At 65.1% G+C, this 17,621-nt stretch carries 18 protein-coding genes; 7 read left to right on the top strand and 11 right to left on the bottom strand.

Features of this window, described 5'->3' with window-relative positions; translation table 11 throughout:
• Positions 1-9 precede the first annotated feature (9 nt).
• Together AB7531_RS14555 and AB7531_RS14550 are read right to left on the bottom strand one after the other, a co-directional pair.
• Positions 10-792, bottom strand: coding sequence for an ABC transporter ATP-binding protein (locus tag AB7531_RS14555; protein ID WP_063982229.1), 783 nt, complete (start codon positions 790-792; stop codon positions 10-12).
• A 2-nt stretch (positions 793-794) separates the two neighbouring features.
• Positions 795-1,928 carry an MlaE family ABC transporter permease gene (locus AB7531_RS14550; protein ID WP_063982228.1) on the bottom strand — a complete coding sequence of 378 codons (1,134 nt, stop codon included), beginning with the start codon at positions 1,926-1,928 and terminating at the stop codon, positions 795-797.
• A gap of 143 nt (positions 1,929-2,071) precedes the next feature.
• Here AB7531_RS14550 and dgcA point away from each other — a divergent pair, with 143 nt between their 5' ends.
• Positions 2,072-3,067 carry an N-acetyl-D-Glu racemase DgcA gene (gene dgcA / locus AB7531_RS14545; RefSeq protein ID WP_441279977.1) on the top strand — a complete coding sequence of 332 codons (996 nt, stop codon included), beginning with the start codon at positions 2,072-2,074 and terminating at the stop codon, positions 3,065-3,067.
• On the opposite strand, the gene AB7531_RS14540 is transcribed toward dgcA, so the two are convergent.
• Positions 3,037-4,233: an MFS transporter gene (locus tag AB7531_RS14540; RefSeq protein ID WP_441279976.1), complete on the bottom strand. Its 1,197-nt coding sequence runs from the start codon at positions 4,231-4,233 to the stop codon at positions 3,037-3,039. The genes dgcA and AB7531_RS14540 overlap by 31 nt on opposite strands.
• 75 nt (positions 4,234-4,308) lie before the next feature.
• Here AB7531_RS14540 and AB7531_RS14535 point away from each other — a divergent pair, with 75 nt between their 5' ends.
• Positions 4,309-5,676 (top strand): hypothetical protein, encoded by a 1,368-nt coding sequence (locus AB7531_RS14535; RefSeq protein ID WP_063986237.1) that lies wholly within the window; start codon positions 4,309-4,311, stop codon positions 5,674-5,676.
• Positions 5,677-5,894: 218 nt separating this feature from the next.
• On the opposite strand, the gene AB7531_RS14530 is transcribed toward AB7531_RS14535, so the two are convergent.
• The 3 genes from AB7531_RS14530 to AB7531_RS14520 form a co-directional block, all read right to left on the bottom strand.
• Positions 5,895-6,308 (bottom strand): SDR family NAD(P)-dependent oxidoreductase, encoded by a 414-nt coding sequence (locus AB7531_RS14530; RefSeq protein ID WP_256376479.1) that lies wholly within the window; start codon positions 6,306-6,308, stop codon positions 5,895-5,897.
• 71 nt (positions 6,309-6,379) lie between these two features.
• Entirely contained in the window at positions 6,380-6,640 is a 261-nt protein-coding gene (locus AB7531_RS14525) for an SDR family NAD(P)-dependent oxidoreductase (RefSeq protein WP_256376478.1), read from the bottom strand.
• A 138-nt stretch (positions 6,641-6,778) separates the two neighbouring features.
• Positions 6,779-7,138: a hypothetical protein gene (locus tag AB7531_RS14520; RefSeq protein WP_063982225.1), complete on the bottom strand. Its 360-nt coding sequence runs from the start codon at positions 7,136-7,138 to the stop codon at positions 6,779-6,781.
• A gap of 147 nt (positions 7,139-7,285) precedes the next feature.
• On the opposite strand from AB7531_RS14520, the gene AB7531_RS14515 reads away from it, so the two are divergent.
• A complete protein-coding gene (locus tag AB7531_RS14515) occupies positions 7,286-7,669 on the top strand; it encodes a VOC family protein (RefSeq protein ID WP_063986236.1) in 384 nt (127 codons plus the stop codon).
• Between the two features lie 121 nt (positions 7,670-7,790).
• Positions 7,791-9,473: a Na/Pi cotransporter family protein gene (locus AB7531_RS14510; RefSeq protein WP_063982224.1), complete on the top strand. Its 1,683-nt coding sequence runs from the start codon at positions 7,791-7,793 to the stop codon at positions 9,471-9,473.
• A gap of 95 nt (positions 9,474-9,568) precedes the next feature.
• Here the strand turns inward: AB7531_RS14510 and AB7531_RS14505 are convergent, their stop codons facing one another.
• Positions 9,569-9,784: an RbsD/FucU domain-containing protein gene (locus AB7531_RS14505; protein WP_371497739.1), complete on the bottom strand. Its 216-nt coding sequence runs from the start codon at positions 9,782-9,784 to the stop codon at positions 9,569-9,571.
• A gap of 205 nt (positions 9,785-9,989) precedes the next feature.
• On the opposite strand from AB7531_RS14505, the gene AB7531_RS14500 reads away from it, so the two are divergent.
• The gene (locus AB7531_RS14500; protein WP_063982223.1) at positions 9,990-11,822 is read left to right on the top strand and encodes a caspase family protein; all 1,833 of its coding nucleotides are present in this window, start codon (positions 9,990-9,992) and stop codon (positions 11,820-11,822) included.
• 73 nt (positions 11,823-11,895) lie between these two features.
• Here the strand turns inward: AB7531_RS14500 and AB7531_RS14495 are convergent, their stop codons facing one another.
• The 4 genes from AB7531_RS14495 to thiD form a co-directional block, all read right to left on the bottom strand.
• The gene (locus tag AB7531_RS14495) at positions 11,896-12,879 is read right to left on the bottom strand and encodes a threonine/serine dehydratase (RefSeq protein WP_063982222.1); all 984 of its coding nucleotides are present in this window, start codon (positions 12,877-12,879) and stop codon (positions 11,896-11,898) included.
• 64 nt (positions 12,880-12,943) lie between these two features.
• Complete coding sequence (locus tag AB7531_RS14490; RefSeq protein WP_063982221.1) at positions 12,944-13,987, bottom strand: glycosyltransferase family 4 protein; 1,044 nt, start codon at positions 13,985-13,987, stop codon at positions 12,944-12,946.
• Complete coding sequence (locus AB7531_RS14485; RefSeq protein WP_063982220.1) at positions 13,987-14,799, bottom strand: UDP-2,3-diacylglucosamine diphosphatase; 813 nt, start codon at positions 14,797-14,799, stop codon at positions 13,987-13,989. Before AB7531_RS14485 ends, AB7531_RS14490 begins: the two co-directional genes overlap by 1 nt.
• A 226-nt stretch (positions 14,800-15,025) precedes the next feature.
• Complete coding sequence (gene thiD / locus AB7531_RS14480; protein ID WP_063982219.1) at positions 15,026-15,826, bottom strand: bifunctional hydroxymethylpyrimidine kinase/phosphomethylpyrimidine kinase; 801 nt, start codon at positions 15,824-15,826, stop codon at positions 15,026-15,028.
• 129 nt (positions 15,827-15,955) lie between these two features.
• Here thiD and AB7531_RS14475 point away from each other — a divergent pair, with 129 nt between their 5' ends.
• Together AB7531_RS14475 and ypfJ are read left to right on the top strand one after the other, a co-directional pair.
• A complete protein-coding gene (locus AB7531_RS14475; protein ID WP_014493934.1) occupies positions 15,956-16,201 on the top strand; it encodes an Lrp/AsnC ligand binding domain-containing protein in 246 nt (81 codons plus the stop codon).
• Between the two features lie 377 nt (positions 16,202-16,578).
• Positions 16,579-17,613 carry a KPN_02809 family neutral zinc metallopeptidase gene (ypfJ, locus tag AB7531_RS14470; protein ID WP_245328612.1) on the top strand — a complete coding sequence of 345 codons (1,035 nt, stop codon included), beginning with the start codon at positions 16,579-16,581 and terminating at the stop codon, positions 17,611-17,613.
• The last annotated feature ends 8 nt before the right edge of the window (positions 17,614-17,621 follow it).

Genomic DNA, 17,621 nt, shown 5'->3' with positions numbered 1-17,621 from the left:
TCCGGCACCTCAGCCCATCACCGCACGGGCGCGCTTGCCGTGGAAATATTGTCTCAGCCAGGGATGCTGCGAGGCCTGCATGTCGGCGATCGACCCTGCCGCAATGATCTTACCGTTCCCTAAAACGGCGATGCGGTCGCAGGCTGTGTAAAGGCTGTCGAGGTCGTGCGTTACCATGAAAACGGTCAGGCCCAAAGTACGCTGGAGCGTCCTGACCAGCTCGTCGAAATCGCCGGCGCCGATCGGATCGAGGCCCGAGGTCGGCTCGTCGAGGAACACGAGATCGGGATCGAGCGACAGCGCGCGCGCCAGCGCCACGCGCTTGATCATGCCGCCCGACAGTTCCGAGGGAAAGCGATCCGCGACTTCCGGCTTGAGCCCGACCATGGTGAGCTTGGCCAGGGTGATCTCGTCCATCAGCCGCTGCGAGACCCGGAGATATTCGCGCATCGGAAACTGGATGTTCTGCCGCACGGTCAACGAGGAGAACAGCGCGCCCTGCTGAAACAGCACGCCCCAGCGGCGCTCGACGCTGCGGCGCTGCGAGGTGCTGGAGGAATCGAGGTCGACGCCGAACACCTCGATGGAGCCCGCGACCTTCGGCACGAGACCGATGATGGTGCGCGTCAGCACCGACTTGCCGGCACCGGATGGGCCGACGAAGCCGAGGATTTCGCCGCGCTTGACGTCGAGGTTGAGGCCATCGAGCACGCGCGTCGCGCCGAACTGCACGGTGATATCGCGAACGCGGATGATCGGATCTTGAATCGCGTTTTGAGTTTCTTGCGCCATCGTCACATCCCGATCGAGGCGAAGAAGATGGCGAACACGCCGTCCATGACGATGACGAAGAAGATGCCCTTCACCACGGAGGCCGTGGTGTGCTGTCCGAGCGATTCCGCGCTGCCCTGCACGGCGAGACCCTCGACGCAGGCGACGATGCCGATCACGGCGGCCATCACCGGTGCTTTGACGATGCCGACGATGAAATGGTCGATCGAGATGGCGTCGCGCAGACGCAGCAGGAAGGCTTCGGGATCGACGCCGCCATAGAGCCAGGCGACGAGACCGCCGCCATAAAGCGCGGCCATGGCGCCGAGGAAGGCGAGGATCGGCAGCGCCAGCACCAGCGCCAGCATGCGCGGCAGCACCAGGACCTCGATCGGGTCGAAACCCATCGTGCGCAGCGCGTCGATCTCCTCGCGCATCTTCATCGAGCCGAGCTCGGCCGTGTAGGCGCTGCCCGAGCGACCCGCGACCATGATCGCGACCAGGAGGACGCCGATCTCGCGCAGCACCAGCACGCCGAGCATGTCGACGACGAAGATATCGGCGCCGAACCTGCGGAAATGAAAAATGCCCTGCTGGGCGATGATGCAGCCGATCAGGAACGTGATCAGCACGATGATCGGCACCGCGCGCCAGCAGACCTGCTCCATGTGGTGCACGGTCGAGGTCAGGCGGAACGAGCGCGGATGGATCAGGACGCGAAAACCCGCCGCGAGCACCGCGCCGAGCATGTCGACGAGGCCCGCAACCGTGCCGGCGACCCCGGCCACGGCCCGGCCGATCTGCTCCAGCATGCCGGTGATGGTGACCGCGCTGCTGTCGACGACCGGCGTCGCCCCGACCCGCCGCACCTCGTCCACGAGGCTCGAATAATTGGCGGAAAGCCCCGCGATCTGCGCCTCGACGGCGCCCTGGGTCAGGCTGCGGCGCAGCCGTTCGATCAGCCAGGCGCCGAAGGTGTCGAGCTTGGCGACCTCGGAGACGTCGATGAAGATGCTTTGCGAGCCGCCGGCGAGCTTTTCGGCGTCAGCCACCATCCGCTCCAGGACCGGCGCGAAGCTCGCGGTCCAGGTTCCGGTGGCGCAGAGTGCCAGCGCGTTGCCCTTGGCAATCCGTTCCAGCTTCGGATCGCCGCTCAATGTGTCCGCTCCCGTGCCGGGGCGCGAGAAACGGGTAGAATCAGATGGTTGCGCACACGCCCTTACCCGGAGAAGGTATCCCCAACTGGTTAATGTTAGTTGCTAGAGGTAACTAGCAGGTTCAGATTTCGCCAGAGTTCAAAATGACTTCCAGCAAAGTTCCGGCCCTCGCGGCGCGAATCGAGCGATTTCCCATCGCCGGCAGTTTCACCATCAACCGGGGCGCCAAGACCGAGGCCGTGACCGTCGTGGCCGGAGTCAGCCGGAACGGCCTCACCGGCCGCGGCGAATGCGTCCCCTATCCCCGCTATGGCGAGACCCCCGAGGCAACCCTTGCCGCCATCGAGGCCATGCAGGCGGCCGTCGCGGGCGGCCTCTCGCGGGAGGCCCTGCAAGCCGCCATGCCGCCCGGAGCGGCCCGCAACGCGCTGGATTGCGCCCTGATCGACCTCGAGGCCAAGGCGACCGGCCTGCGGGCCTGGAACCTGCTGGACCGCCCGGTGCCGGGCGAGCGCACCACCGCCTTCACGATTTCGTTGGGCACCCCCGAGGCGATGGCGGCGGCGACCGCCAGGGCGGCGCACCGGCCCCTGCTCAAGATCAAGCTCGGCGGCGACGGCGATCCGGAGCGGATCGCGGCGGTTCGCAAGGCCGCCCCCGAATCCGAGCTGATCGTGGATGCCAACGAGGCCTGGACCGAGGCCAATCTGGAGCAGAATCTCGCCGCCTGCGACGCCGTCGGCGTCACCCTGGTCGAGCAGCCGCTGCCGGCCGGGAGGGATGGCGCGCTGGCGCGGATCAAGCGGCCGCTCGCGGTCTGCGCCGACGAGAGCGTGCATGACCGCAAATCGCTGGCGCCGCTCCGCGAGCGCTACGACGCCGTGAACATCAAGCTCGACAAGACCGGCGGGCTCACCGAGGCGCTCGCGATGGCTGATGCGGCGCAGGCGCTCGGCTTCGAGATCATGATCGGCTGCATGGTCGCGACCTCGCTGTCGATGGCCCCCGCAATGCTGGTAACGCCGCAGGCGCGCTTCGTCGATCTCGACGGCCCGCTACTGCTCGCGCGCGACCGCGAGCACGGGCTGCGCTACGACGACAGTCTGGTCTATCCGCCCGCCTCCTCGCTCTGGGGATGAGCCTTGAGGCGATGCCGCGCCGACCAGATCACCAGCGCGCCGGCTGCGGCCATCGCGGCCATCACGTAATACAGGCTGTCGCCGATGCGGGCGTAGATCGCACCTGACGCGATCGAAGTCGTCGCACCCAGCAGGCCGTTGCACGCGGCGTAATAGCCCTGCCCCCGCGCGATCTGACGCGATGGCACGCGCTGCACCAGCAGATTCATGGTGCCGACGATGGTCATGCCGAAGGTGAGGCCGTGGCCGAGCTGCACGATCACGAGCAGCGCCAGCGGCGGCTCCTGCGCGGTGACGATCCAGCGCACCACGGCGCTCACGCCGCCGATCGCGATCAGCGTGGACGGATACAGCGAGAACCGCGGCGACAGCGCGAAGACGACGATCTCGGCGATCACACCCAGCGTCCAGAGGCCCGCGATCGTCAGCCCGCCGAAGCCGTGGAGCTGCCAGTTGATGGCCGAGAACGTGTAGTAGGCGACGTGGCTGCCCTGGATCAGCGCGGCCGACGCGATGACGGCCCAGAAGCCGCCATCGCGCAGCAAGGCCTTGCCGGCATGCGTCTCCGTCGTCCTCCGCCTGACATCGTCGAGCGGCTGCAGCAGCAGGCTGGCGGCGACCGCAACGACGGCCCACGCGACGATGATCCAGATCAGATCGCGCGCAGCGATGTGGTCGACGAGAAAGCCGCAGGCGAGCGAGCCCGCGGCGAAGGCCGCCGAACCCCACAGTCGCAACGGTCCGTAATCGAGCCCGTAGCGGGCGACGCCGCGCAGCGCATAGGCATCGGTCAGCGGGGTCGTCGGCGTCCACATCATGCAGGTCAGCGCATAGATCAGGAACAGCGCCAGCGGCTGCTGCTGCAGGCCGACCGCCGTGAACCCGATCGCGGTTGCCAGCACCGACACCATCATGCCGGCGCGAATGGCATGTCGCCTTTCGGCAAGGGCGGTGATCTGCGGCAGCGTGGTGAAGCGCGTGATCGCCGGCAGCGCGTTGATGAGGCCGATCCAGCTTGCGTCGATGCCGATCGCCTTCAGCCAGAGCGGAAAGAACGGCAGATGCGTGCCCGACACCGCGAAGACCGCCGAATAGAACAGCGCCAGGCTCACGGCGAATCGCCGCTTCACGGCAGCTTGCGTGGGGATTTGTGATTCGCCTGCCATCAAACCAATTGCGATTCGGTCGATATCGTGGTGATCGTTACAGTAACGCGTAGTGATTTGCGCGACGAGATTGTCATGGCCAACGAAGCATTCGCCCTCTCGCCTATGTCTGCCCGTGCGGCCGAGCCGAACGAGCAGGATTACGACGCGATCCGCGAAGCCTTCATGGAGACCGCGCGCGGCCGCTGGTTCCTCGGCGAATATGCCAAGCGCAACCGCAATGCGGATACCCGCATGGTGCTCGATGCGGTCGCGAAAATCGAAGAAACCCTTGCGGCACAGCGACAACCGGTCGTCGAGGATCGCTTGCCCGAGGCGCTGGTCGAGATCCGCCGCGCCATCCGCGAAGCCGAGACGATCGCGATCGCCGCCTTCGATCCCGCGGCGATCGAAGCCAGCCTCGCGCCGATTCCGCGCGGCGTGCGCATCATCAAGGAGATCTCCTGGCGCTGGCGCGAGATCGGCGCCGACGGGCGAATCTGCGACCTCATTGATTCGCAGCTCGCCTCCATCGAGGCCGCTTGCGGGCAGCTATCGACCGTCGACCCCCGCGTCGAGCTCAAGGCTGCATTCGATCTGCTCAGGGATCGGGTCGAGCAGCTCGATGGTGACGGCGACACAGCGCCGCAAGCGGCGGCGCATTCCGCACCTGCGCCGGTGCAGGAAGCGCCCGTCGCAGAGGCTGCGCCTGCCGTGATGGCCACCGAAGCACCCGTGGCTCTTACGGAGGCGCCGCAGGACATCGCAGCGACTCCCGCGCCCGAGGTAGCGGTCGAGGCGGCCGGCGCCGTCGAAGCACTCGCCGTTGGCGAGGAGGCAATGGACGTCGCCATCGAGCCGGAGTTCATCGCCGGCAATCACGTCGGACCCGAAGAGGAGGTCGCAGAGGCCGCCGCTTTCACTGAGGTGACTGACGGGGTCTCGCTCGACGCCGCCGCGGAAGCCGAGGACGAAGCCATACTCGATGCCATCGCGCTGGAAATGGCCGCGCCCGATCCGGAGTTCGACGAGATCACCGAACCGGTCGAGCTGGAAGCGGCCATTCCGGAGCCGATGGCTGCGGAGGTCGCAGCGCCCATTGCCGCAGAGCTTCCGGAGCCGGTCGCAGCCGAGCCGGCCGCCACCGCAGCCGCGGAGGAGCCCGCCGAAGACGCGCCGATCGCGATGGACTCGCTTGCGCGCCTCACCGACGCCATTGCGGAGGCCGCCGCCGAAGTGATGGAGCAGCCGGCCCCGGCCATGGCAGCCGCCGCGACATTCGGTGCGGCGCCGACCGCGACGCTTCCGATGCCCTCGCCCTTGTCCGCGTCCCTGCCCGAGCCCTCGCTCGGCGCCACCATCCTCGCCAGTGGCATCCTGCAAAAGCCCCGCGCGGCGGCCAACGACCCCATGGCGCCAATCCGCCGCATGACCCAGGCCGAGAAGATCGCGTTCTTCTCGTAAGGGGCGCGCGCTCTCCAAATCGTCATTGCGAGCGCAGCGAAGCAATCCAGAGTCTTTCCGCGGAGAGATTCTGGATTGCTTCGCTGCGCTCGCAATGACGGAGCAGGGTGAATCACCGCACCCTCTCTCGTGTCCCGGCAAGCTGCAACGCGTAGGCAGTTGCGGCGCAGAGCCGGGACCCAGGCTGCTGCACGGGTGCTCTCGCAAACCTAGCCGCGCTACGCGAAGGGGGCCTGCCCGGTTGATGCGTCGACGCCGCCGTCGACTGGAAGGTTCACCCCATTCACGAAGCTGGCGTCGTCGCTTGCGAGAAATGCGATGACGCTCGCGACTTCCTCGGACCGGGCTCCGCGCCCCAGGGGGATACGTTCCACCAGCTTCACGAACAATTCCGGATATTGCTCCATGATCGGCCTCGTCAGGTCGGTGAGGGTCAATGATGGGCACACCGCATTGATGCGCACGCCTCTCGGGCCAAATTCGAGCGCGAGGCTGCGTGTAAGATTGCTGACGGCACCCTTCGTGGCGTTGTAGAAGCTCACGCCCCGGTCACCGCCAAGCCCGCTGAGAGACGACACGTTGACGATCGAGCCGCCGCTTTCGATCAGGTGCGGAAGCGCCGCACGCGTCATGTAGAGGACACCGTCGACATTGACCGCGAAGACGTCTCGCCACAGCTGGATCGGCGAGCCCAGGAAACCGATCAGTTGACGAGGATGTCGATCCTCCCGAAGCGCTGCACCACGTTGGCGACCAGACTCTCGACGTCTTCGGCGATCGAGACGTCGCCGGATCGGATCATGCAGCGATCGGTGCCTAGCTCTGCACCGACTTCGGCCAATTTGAACTCGCGCCGTCCGTTGAGCACGACAATGGCGCCTTCGCCGTGAAAGCGCCTTGCGGCTGCGGCGCCGCTGCCGGCGCCCGTAACGATGACGACTTTGTCCTTGAACCGATCATTCATGCCAATAACTCCATCCGAACCCGCAAGGTCCGGACAAGAGCTAGGACACCGGAAAGACGGCTTGGTTTCAGCCGAACCGGATTCGGTTACGATTGAAATCTGTCGCGCGAAGCGTTCCGCGAATCGATGTGAGGCCGCTCACCCGCAGTTCCAGACCGCGCCGATCGGGGTCCGCGTCCAGCACGGCCCGAAGCTGCCGCCATTGTAGCGGCCGCCGCCGAAGCCGGGCCGGCCGAAATAGCGCCATTCGCCGTCCCAGCCGTAATATTGGGGAACCGGGTCGATATACCAATGGCGACGATCGCTCCGCGACATGCGGCGCATCGCCTCCTTCTGCTTGTAGAGCGGAATGCTGTTGCTCAGCGGCTGGCGATAGCCCGGCAGGAAGCCGTAGCCATGCCAAGCCTGCTTAGGACGCTTTTGAACGGGCTCAGCGGGCGCGACGGCCGGCAGCAGAGACAGGATGACAGCAACGGATAGACACATAAGGCGAGACATGAACCGACCATAGACAGTCGGGAGCTGACAGGCCACTCAAATTCGAGTGCGAGACTTTTCGCCGCTTCGATTCACCGTGCTCTCCCGATAAGCTTGAAAAAGCAGCATGAGAGCTGCGCGGACAACCGCTTATTCCGGAGCGAGCGAATGCCTCAAACCCCGCCCGTCGGCGCCTTCGCCATCATTCCGAGTAACGATCTTGCCGCTGCTATACCGTTCTGGGAGCGTCTTGGCTTCACGCGCGCGGGCGGTGACGCCGGCTACGTGATCATGAGGGGGTGGGGCTGCGAGGTGCATCTCACGCAAGCCGGCGATGGCCCGTGGCGCGTGCCCGAGCACAATCCCTTCGGCGTCTTCATTCGCACGCCCGACGTCGAGGCCATTGCCGCACGCGTGGACGATCTGATCATCCGGCCGGGCGGCGTGCTGCGCCACCGCGAATGGGGGATGTATGAGGTCGGCATCAACGGACCTGACGGCCTTCTCGTCCGGATCGGCTGGCCTTCCGATCTGATGACCTCCCGCGGCTGACGATGCCCCTCCCGAGTGGGGTGATGGCAGACGATCGCGTAACGATTGATCCGACCCATCGGGGCTTTGTTGCTGTACTGTCTGCTTCGCTATTCGTGGTGCATTGTCGCGAGGAGCATGCATGTCCACGGCGATCTCGACGCTCGGCGGGGTAGGTCTCTTCCTGCTCGGCATGACCGTGATGACGGAGGGCCTGAAGACGCTGGCCGGCTCCGCGCTGCGCGGGGTGCTCGGCAAGGCGGCATCGACGCCGCTGCTTGGCTCATTTTGGGGAGCCATCGTCACGCTGCTGGTGCAGTCCTCCAGCGCGACGACGATGACGACGATCGGTCTTGTCAGCGCCGGCCTGCTGACGTTCCAGCAAGGGTTGAGCCTGGTCTTCGGCGCGAATATCGGCACCACGGGGACCGGCTGGCTGGTCGCGCTGATCGGCGTCCGTGTCTCGCTAACGGCCGCGGCGTTGCCGATGATCTTCGTCGGCGCGTTGACCAAGCTTCTCGGCCGAGGGCGAGTTTCCGGCGCCGGTGCCGCGCTCGCGGGATTTGGACTCGTGCTGTTCGGGCTGACGACCCTGCAGCAGGGCATGGGCGGGCTGGCGGAACGTTTGCACCCGGCGGACCTGCCCGCGGTCCTCGGCAGTCCCGGGACGTCATGGTGGTCGGGCCTGCTCGGCGTGCTGGCGCTGGTGGTGATCGGATTGGTCATGACCGCGCTGATGCAATCGTCGACGGCCGCCATCGCAGTGACCTTGTCCGGCTATTTCGCAGGCGCAATCGGGTTGGACCAGGCCTGCGCGTTGATCATCGGCCAGAACATCGGAACGGCGACGAGTTCCGCGCTCGCCGCGATCGGCGCGAGCGCCACCGCGAAGCGGTTGGCCATCGCCTACGTTCTTTTCAAGCTGATCGCCGCGCTCATCGCGCTGGTAGCTTTTCCCGTCGTAACGCCCTTGCTGCTGCGCGCCTCGGACACGATCGACGGCGTCACGCTGCTGGCCGGGTACCACACAGCCTTCAACGTCGTCGGCGTCGCGGTCCTGCTCCCGCTGATCAACCCGTTTACGCGGCTGGTCGAACGGATCCTGCCCGAGCGCGGCTCGCCGCTGACGCGATGTCTCGATCCTTCGGCGCTTGAGACCCCGATCGTGGCCGTCGAGGCGGTACGGCGCACGATCGCGCGCGTGCTCCTGACGGTGTGCGGTTCGGTCGAGGCGAAACTGGCGGCCCGCGCTGCACCGATACGGCTGGGAAAGGACACCGTCTCCGTGCAGGAAGCGGCCGATGCCGTGAGCCAGGCGCAAATATTCCTGTCGGATGTGGCCGGGCCACCCGACACCGACGACGAGCAACGGCGTCTCACGAGCACGCTGCACGCACTCGACCACGCATCTCGACTGACGGACCTCGCAAGTGGAGGAAACAATTTCGGCTCGGTGGCAGGCGGGCCGGAGGACATCCGCGCCGGAGAGCTATGTGCCGAGGTCATGCGGAGCGCCGCCGCGATTGCGCGCGGCGTCGCGGCGCCGCCCCGCGGATCGACGCACTTCGCGCCCGCCTCGCATGCCGGCGACATCTTGGCTGGTCCCCGCGCCGACCCGCCCGACGAGGCCATCGCCGAGTTCGAGCGTTGTACGACACAACTCCGTGAAATGCTGCGCATCCACCGCAGCGCGACGCTTGGTGCGGTGGCCAATGGAACACTGACCGCAGACTCTGCCCTCCTTCGCGTCGAGGCGGTTCGCAACCTCGAGGCGTTGTCGCAGCACGCCTGGCGTTCGGCGATCCATCTCATCGGTCGCGGCTAGCGCGTTTTCAAGCGAAGAAGTGGATACCGGTTCGCGTCAAGAAAACGCGTCAAACAAGAATCTGGAGCCCCGTTCCGATCCCATCGGAAGGGGCTCTAGATCACGCCCTTGCGGATCAGGAAGCAGCCATAGCCCCTGCTGTCGCCGACCTGCACGACACCGAACCCCGCCGATGCCGCGCGATAGAATTCCGAGCGCGAGAGCTTGCCGGGGCTGACGGCGCCGCCGGCCGCGCGTTCGATCTCCGCCAGCACCGCGCGCTGCACGTCGGGGACGCAATCGGGATCGTCGACCGGCGCCATCACGCGCACCGGATCGGGATCGAAATCGTAGAGCGGGTCTTTCGCGGGCCGAACCGGCGCGGCCGGTCATCGGCCGTTCACCATAGCAGGTTCCAAGCGTGATTCAGATCACGCAGCTCATCATGGTGATTGCGATCACGGACCACGGGCTCGAACGCGACCAGGCTTCCTCGCAACCAATCTCGCATCGAGATGAGTGCCAGAGGAGCACGCCATGTCCCGCCTAAAGCCTTTCCTGATGACGGCTGGCCTCGTGGGAAGCCTGTTCGGCTTCGCCTGCGGCCCTGCTTCCGCGCAAGTCGCCCCGGTCCAGCCTGCCCCCGCCGCGCTGCAAGGGCCGGAGCAGCGGCTCGCGCTGGTGATCGGCAATTCCAACTACAAGAACGCGCCGCAGCTCCAAAACCCCGACAATGACGCGCAGTCGATGGCGCAGTTCCTGAACTCCGCCGGCTTCGAGGTGGTTGCCGCGACCGACCTGACCCAGAACGACATGCTCCGCGTCGTCCAGGACTTTTCCGCCAAGGTTTCCGCGCGGGGTCCGAACACTGTCGCCATGGTCTACTACGCCGGTCACGGCGTGCAGCTCGCCGGCGAGAACTATCTCGTCCCCGTCGATGCGAAAGTTTCGAACCCCACCGAGCTCGTGAGCAACTCGGTGCGCCTCGTCGACGTGATGTCGACGCTGGAGACGATCCCGAGCCGCATGCGCATCGTCATCCTCGATGCCTGCCGCAACAATCCGTTCCCTGATGTCAACGACGCCGGCCGCGGCCTCGCCATCGTCGATGCGCCGAACGGCTCGATCGTCGGCTACTCGACCGCGCCGGGTGCGGAAGCACAGGACGGCACCAACGGCCACAGCCCCTATACCCAGGCCTTCCTCAACGTCGCGCGCGAACCCAACGTGCCGATCGAGCAGCTGTTCAAGCGCGTGCGCCTCGAAGTGAACCAGACCACCAGCGGCGCGCAGATCCCGTGGGAAAGCTCGTCGCTGACCTCGGACTTCACCTTCTTCGGCGACACCGCTGTCGCCGCCAACCGCGCGCCGGTGAATGCGCCTGTCGTGCAGGTGGCCGCCAACCTGCCGAGCCGTTCGACGCGCCAGGCCTATGACTACGTCGTGTCCGAGGGACGGCCGGAGTACTATCAGGAGTTCATCCAGGTGTACCCGCATGACCCGCTATGCGACCACATCCGCTGGCTGCTCTCGAACCTGCTGATCACGCAGGCCTGGCACAAGGCGGTGCTCGCGAACTCCCCGCTCGGTTACAAGAGCTTCTACGACAGCTACGGCAACAGCCCCTATGCGCAATCCGCGCTGAAGCTCCAGACCCAGCCGAAGCTGATCCCCCTGATGCAGGCGACCAAGTTCCTGGCGCCGCAGAACATTGCTCCGACGTTCAAGGTCGGCAATCTCGGCCAGCCCAAATACATGCCGCTGATGCAGCAGGGCAATGGCGGTGGGCAGATGAATGGCAATCTGCCGGTCGTGCAGAAGCCGATCGACAGCAACGTCATCGGCAAGCTCGGCAATGGCGGCCAGATCGTCAACCTGCCGGCCGGCAACAATCAGCCGAACCAGCCGAACGGAACGCCGTCGCAGACCCCGGGCAAGATCATCACCCTGCCTGCGCCGACCAACGCGACCAACAATGGCGGCATTGGCAAGATCGTCACCCTGCCCGCGACCAACACAACGCAGAACGGCCGCAGCAACAATACCGGCACTGCCAACGGCACGACCAACGGCACTCCTGGCAAGATCGTGAGTATGCCGGTGAATGTCGGCAAGGGCGGCTCGACTGTCGATACGAAGCCGGTCGTTCAGACGCAGAACAACCCGATCCGCGTCAACAACGGCGTGAAGCTCAACAACAATCCGGTGAACAAAGTGCAGGTCCAGAACAACCAGCAGAACAACCGCCCGCAGTTCAACAGAACGAACCGCATGGTCAACAACGGCGGCAACAACTTCCGCCAGTCGATGAACCAGGCGCCGAGCACGAATAATGGCGGCAACAATCGCCGCGGCGGCTTCATGCACTGATCGCCACAAGCGAAACGAAGAAGGGGCAGAGCGGCAACGCCCTGCCCCTTCGTCGTGTCAAAATCTCAGAAGATCAGGCCACCAGCTCGGCAAACAGATCCGCATCGACATTGCCGCCGGAGAGCACGATGACGACGTTCTTCCCGGCGACGTCGAGACGTCCCGCCAGCAACGCGGCAAGGCCCACCGCACCTCCCGGCTCGACCACGAGCTTCAGCTCGCGATAGGCAAACGCCACCGCCGCGCCGACTTCCTTGTCAGATGCAGTCACGCCGCGCGCCAAGAGCTTGCTGTTGATCGCAAAGGTCATCTCGCCGGGGATCAGGGCCATCAGCGCATCGCAGATGGTGCGGCCCGCAGGCCCATGCGGCTCGCGGTGGCCGGCGGTCAGCGAAATGCCGTGATCGTCGAACGCCTCGGGCTCGGCCACCACGATCTCGGCGAGCGGATAGCGCGCCTTGACGGCCGTGGCGACGCCCGCGATCAGGCCGCCGCCGGAGGCCGGTGCCACCACGATGTCGGGACTGAGGGCGAGCGCAGCCATGTCCTCGGCGATCTCACGACCTGCGGTGCCCTGCCCCGCGATCACGAACGGATCGTCATAGGGCCTGACCAATGTCGCGCCGCGCTTCTCGGCGATGCCGCGCGAGATCGCCTCGCGGTCGTCGCGGTCGCGATCATACAGCACGACCTCGGCGCCATAGGATTTGGTGCGCTCGCGCTTCGACAGCGGCGCATCCGCGGGCATCACGATGGTCGCATGCATGTCGAGGATCTTTGCAGCCGCCGCGACGCCCTGGGCGTGGTTGCCGGACGAGAACGCGACGACGCCGCCGGCGCGCTTGTCCTGCGGGATCGAGGCGACCTTGTTGAAGGCGCCGCGGAACTTGAAGGAGCCGGTGCGCTGGAGCATCTCCGGCTTCAGGAAGACCTTTGCGCCGACGCGCTCGTTGAGCACGGGAAAGGACAACAGCGGGGTGCGGATGGCGAAGGGCGCGATCACGCGTGCTGCTGCTTCGATATCGGCAGGGCCGATTGGGAGGAGATGTTCGGTCATGCCTGATGTTATCGCGCCGGACGAGGCGCGGGGCAAGACACCTGCGCGCGATGAACCTTGGTTTTCAGGCTACGAAACTAACCGGCTCCGCCCCATTCCTGCCAGGAAGCACCGCGCCAACCGCCTTGATGCTGTCCACAAACGCCCTCGCCGAGGCCTCCCAGGTGTAATTGGCGGCGAATTCGACGCAGTCCTGCCGGGAGACGTCGAGCGCCGCGAAGCAGGCGTTGCGCAGATCATGATCGAGGGCGCCGACCGGTGCATCGCCGATCACGTCGCGAGGGCCCTTCACCGGGAAGGCCGCGACCGGCAGGCCGCTGGCGAGCGCTTCCAGCAGGACCAGGCCGAACGTGTCGGTCTTGCTGGGGAACACGAACACGTCGGCCGCAGCATAGATTGCCGCCAGCGCCTCGCCGTGCTTCTCGCCCAGGAAGATCGCATCCGGATAGGCTTCTTCCAGCGCGACCCGCGCCGGGCCGTCGCCGACGATCACCTTGGTGCCGGGCAGATCGAGATCGAGAAACGCCTCGAGATTCTTCTCCACCGCGATCCGGCCGACCGAGAGAAACACTGGCGCCGGCAGGCAGAGGTCGATCCCACGGGGGTGGAACAGGCTCGTGTCGACGCCGCGCGGCCACAGCACGACGTTGTCGAAGCCACGTTCACCAAGCTCGCGGGCGAGCGCAGGCGTCGCCGCCATCACGGCGCGGCTGGGCGCGTGAAATCGGCGCAGCGCCCGCCAGATCAGGGATTCCGGAACCGGCACGCGGGCGCGGACATATTCGGGAAAGCGGGTGTGGAAGCTGCTCGTGAACGGCAGCTTGCGCTGGCGGCAGTAGCGGCGGACCATCAGGCCGATCGGCCCCTCCGTCGCGATGTGGATGCTGTCGGGGCGCGCCTCTTCGATCAGCTTCGCGATTCGCGCCGGGCGCGGCATGGCGAGCCGCACGTCGCGGTAGCTCGGCATCGCAAAGGTGCGGAACGATTGCGGCGTCAGGAACGTGAACTCGACGCCGAGCCCCTTGGCGGCGTCTGCGAGCTTGGTCAGCGTCCGAACCACACCATTGACTTGCGGGTGCCAGGCGTCGGTCGCGACCAGGATGCGCATCAAGCGGCCCTTGCTGCGACCTGCGGGACCTGTGCCGGCTTCCGCGCCTGATCTGCCCAGGTGATGATCTCGAAATGACCGTCGTCATGCTCGACCAGCGCCGTGCAGCTCTCGACCCAGTCGCCGCAGTTCATGTAGCGGATGCCGGCCTCGTCGCGGATCACGGCATAGTGGATGTGGCCGCAGATCACGCCGTCGGCGTCGTGACGCCGCGCTTCGGCGGCGAGCGCCTGCTCGAACGCGCCGATATAGTTGACGGCGTTCTTGACCTTCTGCTTGGCCCATTGCGACAGCGACCAATAGGGCACCTTGAACATGCGCCGGAAGAAGTTGACGAAGCGATTCATCTGGATCGCGAAGTCGTAGGCCTTGTCGCCGAGATGGGCGAGCCAGCGCGCGTTCTGCACCACGAGATCGAAGATGTCGCCGTGGATGACGAGGTAGCGCTTGCCGTCCACGCCGGTGTGGACGGTGTTCTCGACCACGTCGATGCCGCCGAAATGCGTGCCGTAATAGTTGCGCAGGAATTCGTCGTGATTGCCGGGAATGTAGATGACCTTGGCGCCCTTCCGCGCCTTGCGCAGCAGCTTCTGGACCAGGTCGTTATGCGACTGCGGCCAGTGCCAGCTCGATTTCAGCGCCCAGCCGTCGACGATATCGCCGACGAGATAGATCGTATCGGCATCGTGGTAGCGAAGGAAGTCGAGCAGAAGGTCGGCTTGAGAACCGCGGGCTCCGAGATGAACGTCGGAGATGAACAACGTGCGAAAGCGCCTTTCAGGGCCCTCGTCACTCACATCGTAACTTCCCATGCGACAGCCTGTAACAATATCCCGTGACAGGGGGATGACCAATGAACCTTTGAGGCACCCTCGGATACGAATCAAACCTCGCCTCGCCCGCCCCGCGAATATCAGTCGCATGCGACAATCAGGCGACATGACGCCGCAACGGCCTCCGCAAGACCCCGGAACCGATGGCTGAACAGGTTAACGGCAGCGGTCCCGCGCGCCGCCGGCGGTGCGCTCGCGGCCCGGATCAGTAAAATTTGTGGAAATGATGGATCGGCCCGTGGCCGTGGCCGACGCTGAAGCGGTCGGCGGCCGCGATCGCTGCGCTGATCCAGGCCTTGGCGTTCCGCACGGCCCGCGCGAGATCCTCGCCCCTGGCAAGCCCCGCCGCGACGGCCGAGGACAGCGAGCACCCCGTGCCGTGGGTGTTGCGGGTGGCGACGCGCGGCGCCACAAGCGCGATCGTGTTCTCGGCCTCGACGAGATAGTCGATGCTTTCGGCGCCCTCGCCGTGCCCGCCCTTGATCAGGACCGCGCGGCAGCCCAGCGCCAGCAGCCGGCGCCCCTGGCTCTCGATCTCGGCCTCGCGTGTCGCGACGGGCTCGTCGAGCAGAGCCGCGGCCTCGGGCAGGTTGGGCGTGATCACCGACGCCAGCGGCATCAGCTTCCTGCGCAGGGCTTCCACGGCCTCCGCGGCGAGCAGGCGATCGCCCGAGGTTGCGACCATCACGGGATCGAGCACGATATGCCCCGGCTTCCAGCGCGACAGCGCCGCTGCGATCGCATCGATGCTGGCGGCCTGCGCCACCATGCCGATCTTCACCGCGCCGACCTCGAGATCGGAAAACACGGCATCGATCTGCGCGGTGACGAAGTCGGCAGGCACCGCGTGGATGCCGGTGACGCCTTTTGTGTTCTGCGCCGTCAGCGCCGTGATGGCGGAGGCGCCATAGACGCCGAACGCGGCAAAGGTCTTCAGGTCGGCCTGGATGCCGGCGCCGCCGCTCGAATCGGAGCCGGCGATGGTGAGCGCCACAGGCGTCGTCATGGGGCGATTTTCCGCGTTTTTGAGGCCATCGCCCCGTCCTAGCGCGCACCCCGGTCGCCCGCAAGTTCGCTTGCTAAATCCGGCCGGTTTTGGCCTATTAGCCGCCAGATATGCTTCGGAGTGACTGCAATGGTTCCTTTTTTCGTCCAGATCAAATGCAAGCTCGGCCAGTCCTACACGGTCGCCAACGCGCTTGCCGAAGCCGAGATCGCCTCCGAGATCTACTCCACGGCCGGCCATTACGATTTGCTGGTGAAGTTCTACGTCGACAAGGACACCGACATCGGCCACTTCATCAACGAGAAGGTGCAGGTGCTGCCGGGCATCCAGGACACCCTCACCATCATCACCTTCAAGGCGTTTGGCGCAAGCTAGGGTTTGCACTCACAGAGGGCCGGATGGAAAGTCCGCTTCCGAGACAGCGCAGCGGACCAATTGTGCTCAAAGTGAGTTCTTCGGATTTTAACCATCGCGCACATCATCCAGCGCTCGACACCCTCTTGCGCTGGCAAGGCTCAACGCGCTTCATCGATGACGGCCGCGTCGACATCGCGCCAATGTCCGGTCAAAAAACGGATAGTCTCCAAGCGGTTGGGGCCTTTGCATCGTAGCCCACGCGCTTAGGTCCGCGGAGGAACAATTCGGCGCCCGACCGCGTGCACTTATGCCGCGCGCAAAGTGTGAAACATTTCATTGAACATACAACCCTGGAATGCTCTTTTCGCACGGATCGTGAGCGCCGGGGGCCGGCAATGCCCAAAGGACCGCTTGTTTCGATAGCTGTTGCTGTCTGGGCGCTTTGCACAGGCGGCTTAGCCTGGGCAGTTCGCCCAGCACCGATAGACCCCGCTGCCATCCTCCGTAACCAAGTCGACAAGATTGGTCCGGGTTCAGTTGTATTTACTCCTCCGACGGAAATGACGGTCGGCTATCACGAGCCAATAACCGTCCAGCCGCTCCAACGTCATGGCGTGGCTCAAACTGAACAGATCGAGGTTGGCAGCTTCATGCGGGCTCGCCTATTCGGTGAAGGATTCACGGCAACAACGAGTAGCGATGACGCGCAAGCCGAGTGGCATTATGCTGAGCTTCCAGCGAAGTCGGGCGACCAGACCGGTGCACCGCGCGACAAGATGTATCTCTTCGTTTCGCGAGTTCTGGGCAGCACGGAGGAGGTCTGGCAGGCAATCTTCGCATCCGATCGCCTAACTTATCGGCCACCCCGTCTCGTCCTGTACACAAGCGCCACCTACGCAGCCTGCGGATTAGCCGAGAAAATCATGGGACCATTCTATTGTCCTGATGATCAGAAGGTCTACCTCGACCTTTCGTTCTTCCAAGAGATGCAGACTGAACTTCATGCCTGCGATTCGAGCGGCGCCGACTGTCAACTTCCTCAGGCCTATGTGATAGCCCACGAAATCGGACATCACGTTCAGAACTTGCTGGGAATTATGCCAAAAGTGCGCCAGCTCCAAGAGAGCATGGAAACGGAGGCGGAGAGAAACCGGTTACAAGTTCTTCTCGAGTTGCAGGCCGATTGTCTCGCCGGCATTTGGGCGCGTAAAATTAAAGAGAAAGCGAAGATCAACGCGAGCGACATAGCAGCGGCAATTCGAACGACAGAAGCACTGGGCAATGACACCCTGCAGAAAAGTGCCTTGGGGTACGTAGTGCCTGACTCGTTCACTCATGGCAGCGCTGCGCAGCGCCATCATTGGTTCGATGTCGGTTACGCAACTGGATTGGTGAAGAGCTGCAACACCTTTGCTGGAGCGCGGCAATGAGGCCCGAC

Source organism: Bradyrhizobium sp. 63_E2_N1_3 (assembly GCF_052076005.1).
GTDB classification, from domain to species: domain Bacteria; phylum Pseudomonadota; class Alphaproteobacteria; order Rhizobiales; family Xanthobacteraceae; genus Bradyrhizobium; species Bradyrhizobium barranii.
Note: the sequence above shows the minus strand (reverse complement) of the source record. Positions and strands in the feature narration are given on the sequence as shown.

Excerpts from the sequence above, each read along its gene's own strand:
- AB7531_RS14510 (WP_063982224.1), top strand. The coding sequence starts at position 7,791 with ATGTCCACGGCGATCTCGACGCTCGGCGGGGTAGGTCTCTTCCTGCTC.
- AB7531_RS14475 (WP_014493934.1), top strand. The coding sequence starts at position 15,956 with ATGGTTCCTTTTTTCGTCCAGATCAAATGCAAGCTCGGCCAGTCCTAC.
- AB7531_RS14515 (WP_063986236.1), top strand. The coding sequence starts at position 7,286 with ATGCCTCAAACCCCGCCCGTCGGCGCCTTCGCCATCATTCCGAGTAAC.
- AB7531_RS14485 (WP_063982220.1), bottom strand. The coding sequence starts at position 14,799 with ATGGGAAGTTACGATGTGAGTGACGAGGGCCCTGAAAGGCGCTTTCGC.
- AB7531_RS14540 (WP_441279976.1), bottom strand. The coding sequence starts at position 4,233 with ATGGCAGGCGAATCACAAATCCCCACGCAAGCTGCCGTGAAGCGGCGA.
- AB7531_RS14530 (WP_256376479.1), bottom strand. The coding sequence starts at position 6,308 with ATGACGCGTGCGGCGCTTCCGCACCTGATCGAAAGCGGCGGCTCGATC.
- AB7531_RS14495 (WP_063982222.1), bottom strand. The coding sequence starts at position 12,879 with ATGACCGAACATCTCCTCCCAATCGGCCCTGCCGATATCGAAGCAGCA.
- ypfJ (WP_245328612.1), top strand. The coding sequence starts at position 16,579 with ATGCCCAAAGGACCGCTTGTTTCGATAGCTGTTGCTGTCTGGGCGCTT.
- AB7531_RS14555 (WP_063982229.1), bottom strand. The coding sequence starts at position 792 with ATGGCGCAAGAAACTCAAAACGCGATTCAAGATCCGATCATCCGCGTT.
- AB7531_RS14525 (WP_256376478.1), bottom strand. The coding sequence starts at position 6,640 with ATGAATGATCGGTTCAAGGACAAAGTCGTCATCGTTACGGGCGCCGGC.
- AB7531_RS14520 (WP_063982225.1), bottom strand. The coding sequence starts at position 7,138 with ATGTCTCGCCTTATGTGTCTATCCGTTGCTGTCATCCTGTCTCTGCTG.
- AB7531_RS14490 (WP_063982221.1), bottom strand. The coding sequence starts at position 13,987 with ATGCGCATCCTGGTCGCGACCGACGCCTGGCACCCGCAAGTCAATGGT.
- dgcA (WP_441279977.1), top strand. The coding sequence starts at position 2,072 with ATGACTTCCAGCAAAGTTCCGGCCCTCGCGGCGCGAATCGAGCGATTT.
- thiD (WP_063982219.1), bottom strand. The coding sequence starts at position 15,826 with ATGACGACGCCTGTGGCGCTCACCATCGCCGGCTCCGATTCGAGCGGC.
- AB7531_RS14500 (WP_063982223.1), top strand. The coding sequence starts at position 9,990 with ATGTCCCGCCTAAAGCCTTTCCTGATGACGGCTGGCCTCGTGGGAAGC.
- AB7531_RS14535 (WP_063986237.1), top strand. The coding sequence starts at position 4,309 with ATGGCCAACGAAGCATTCGCCCTCTCGCCTATGTCTGCCCGTGCGGCC.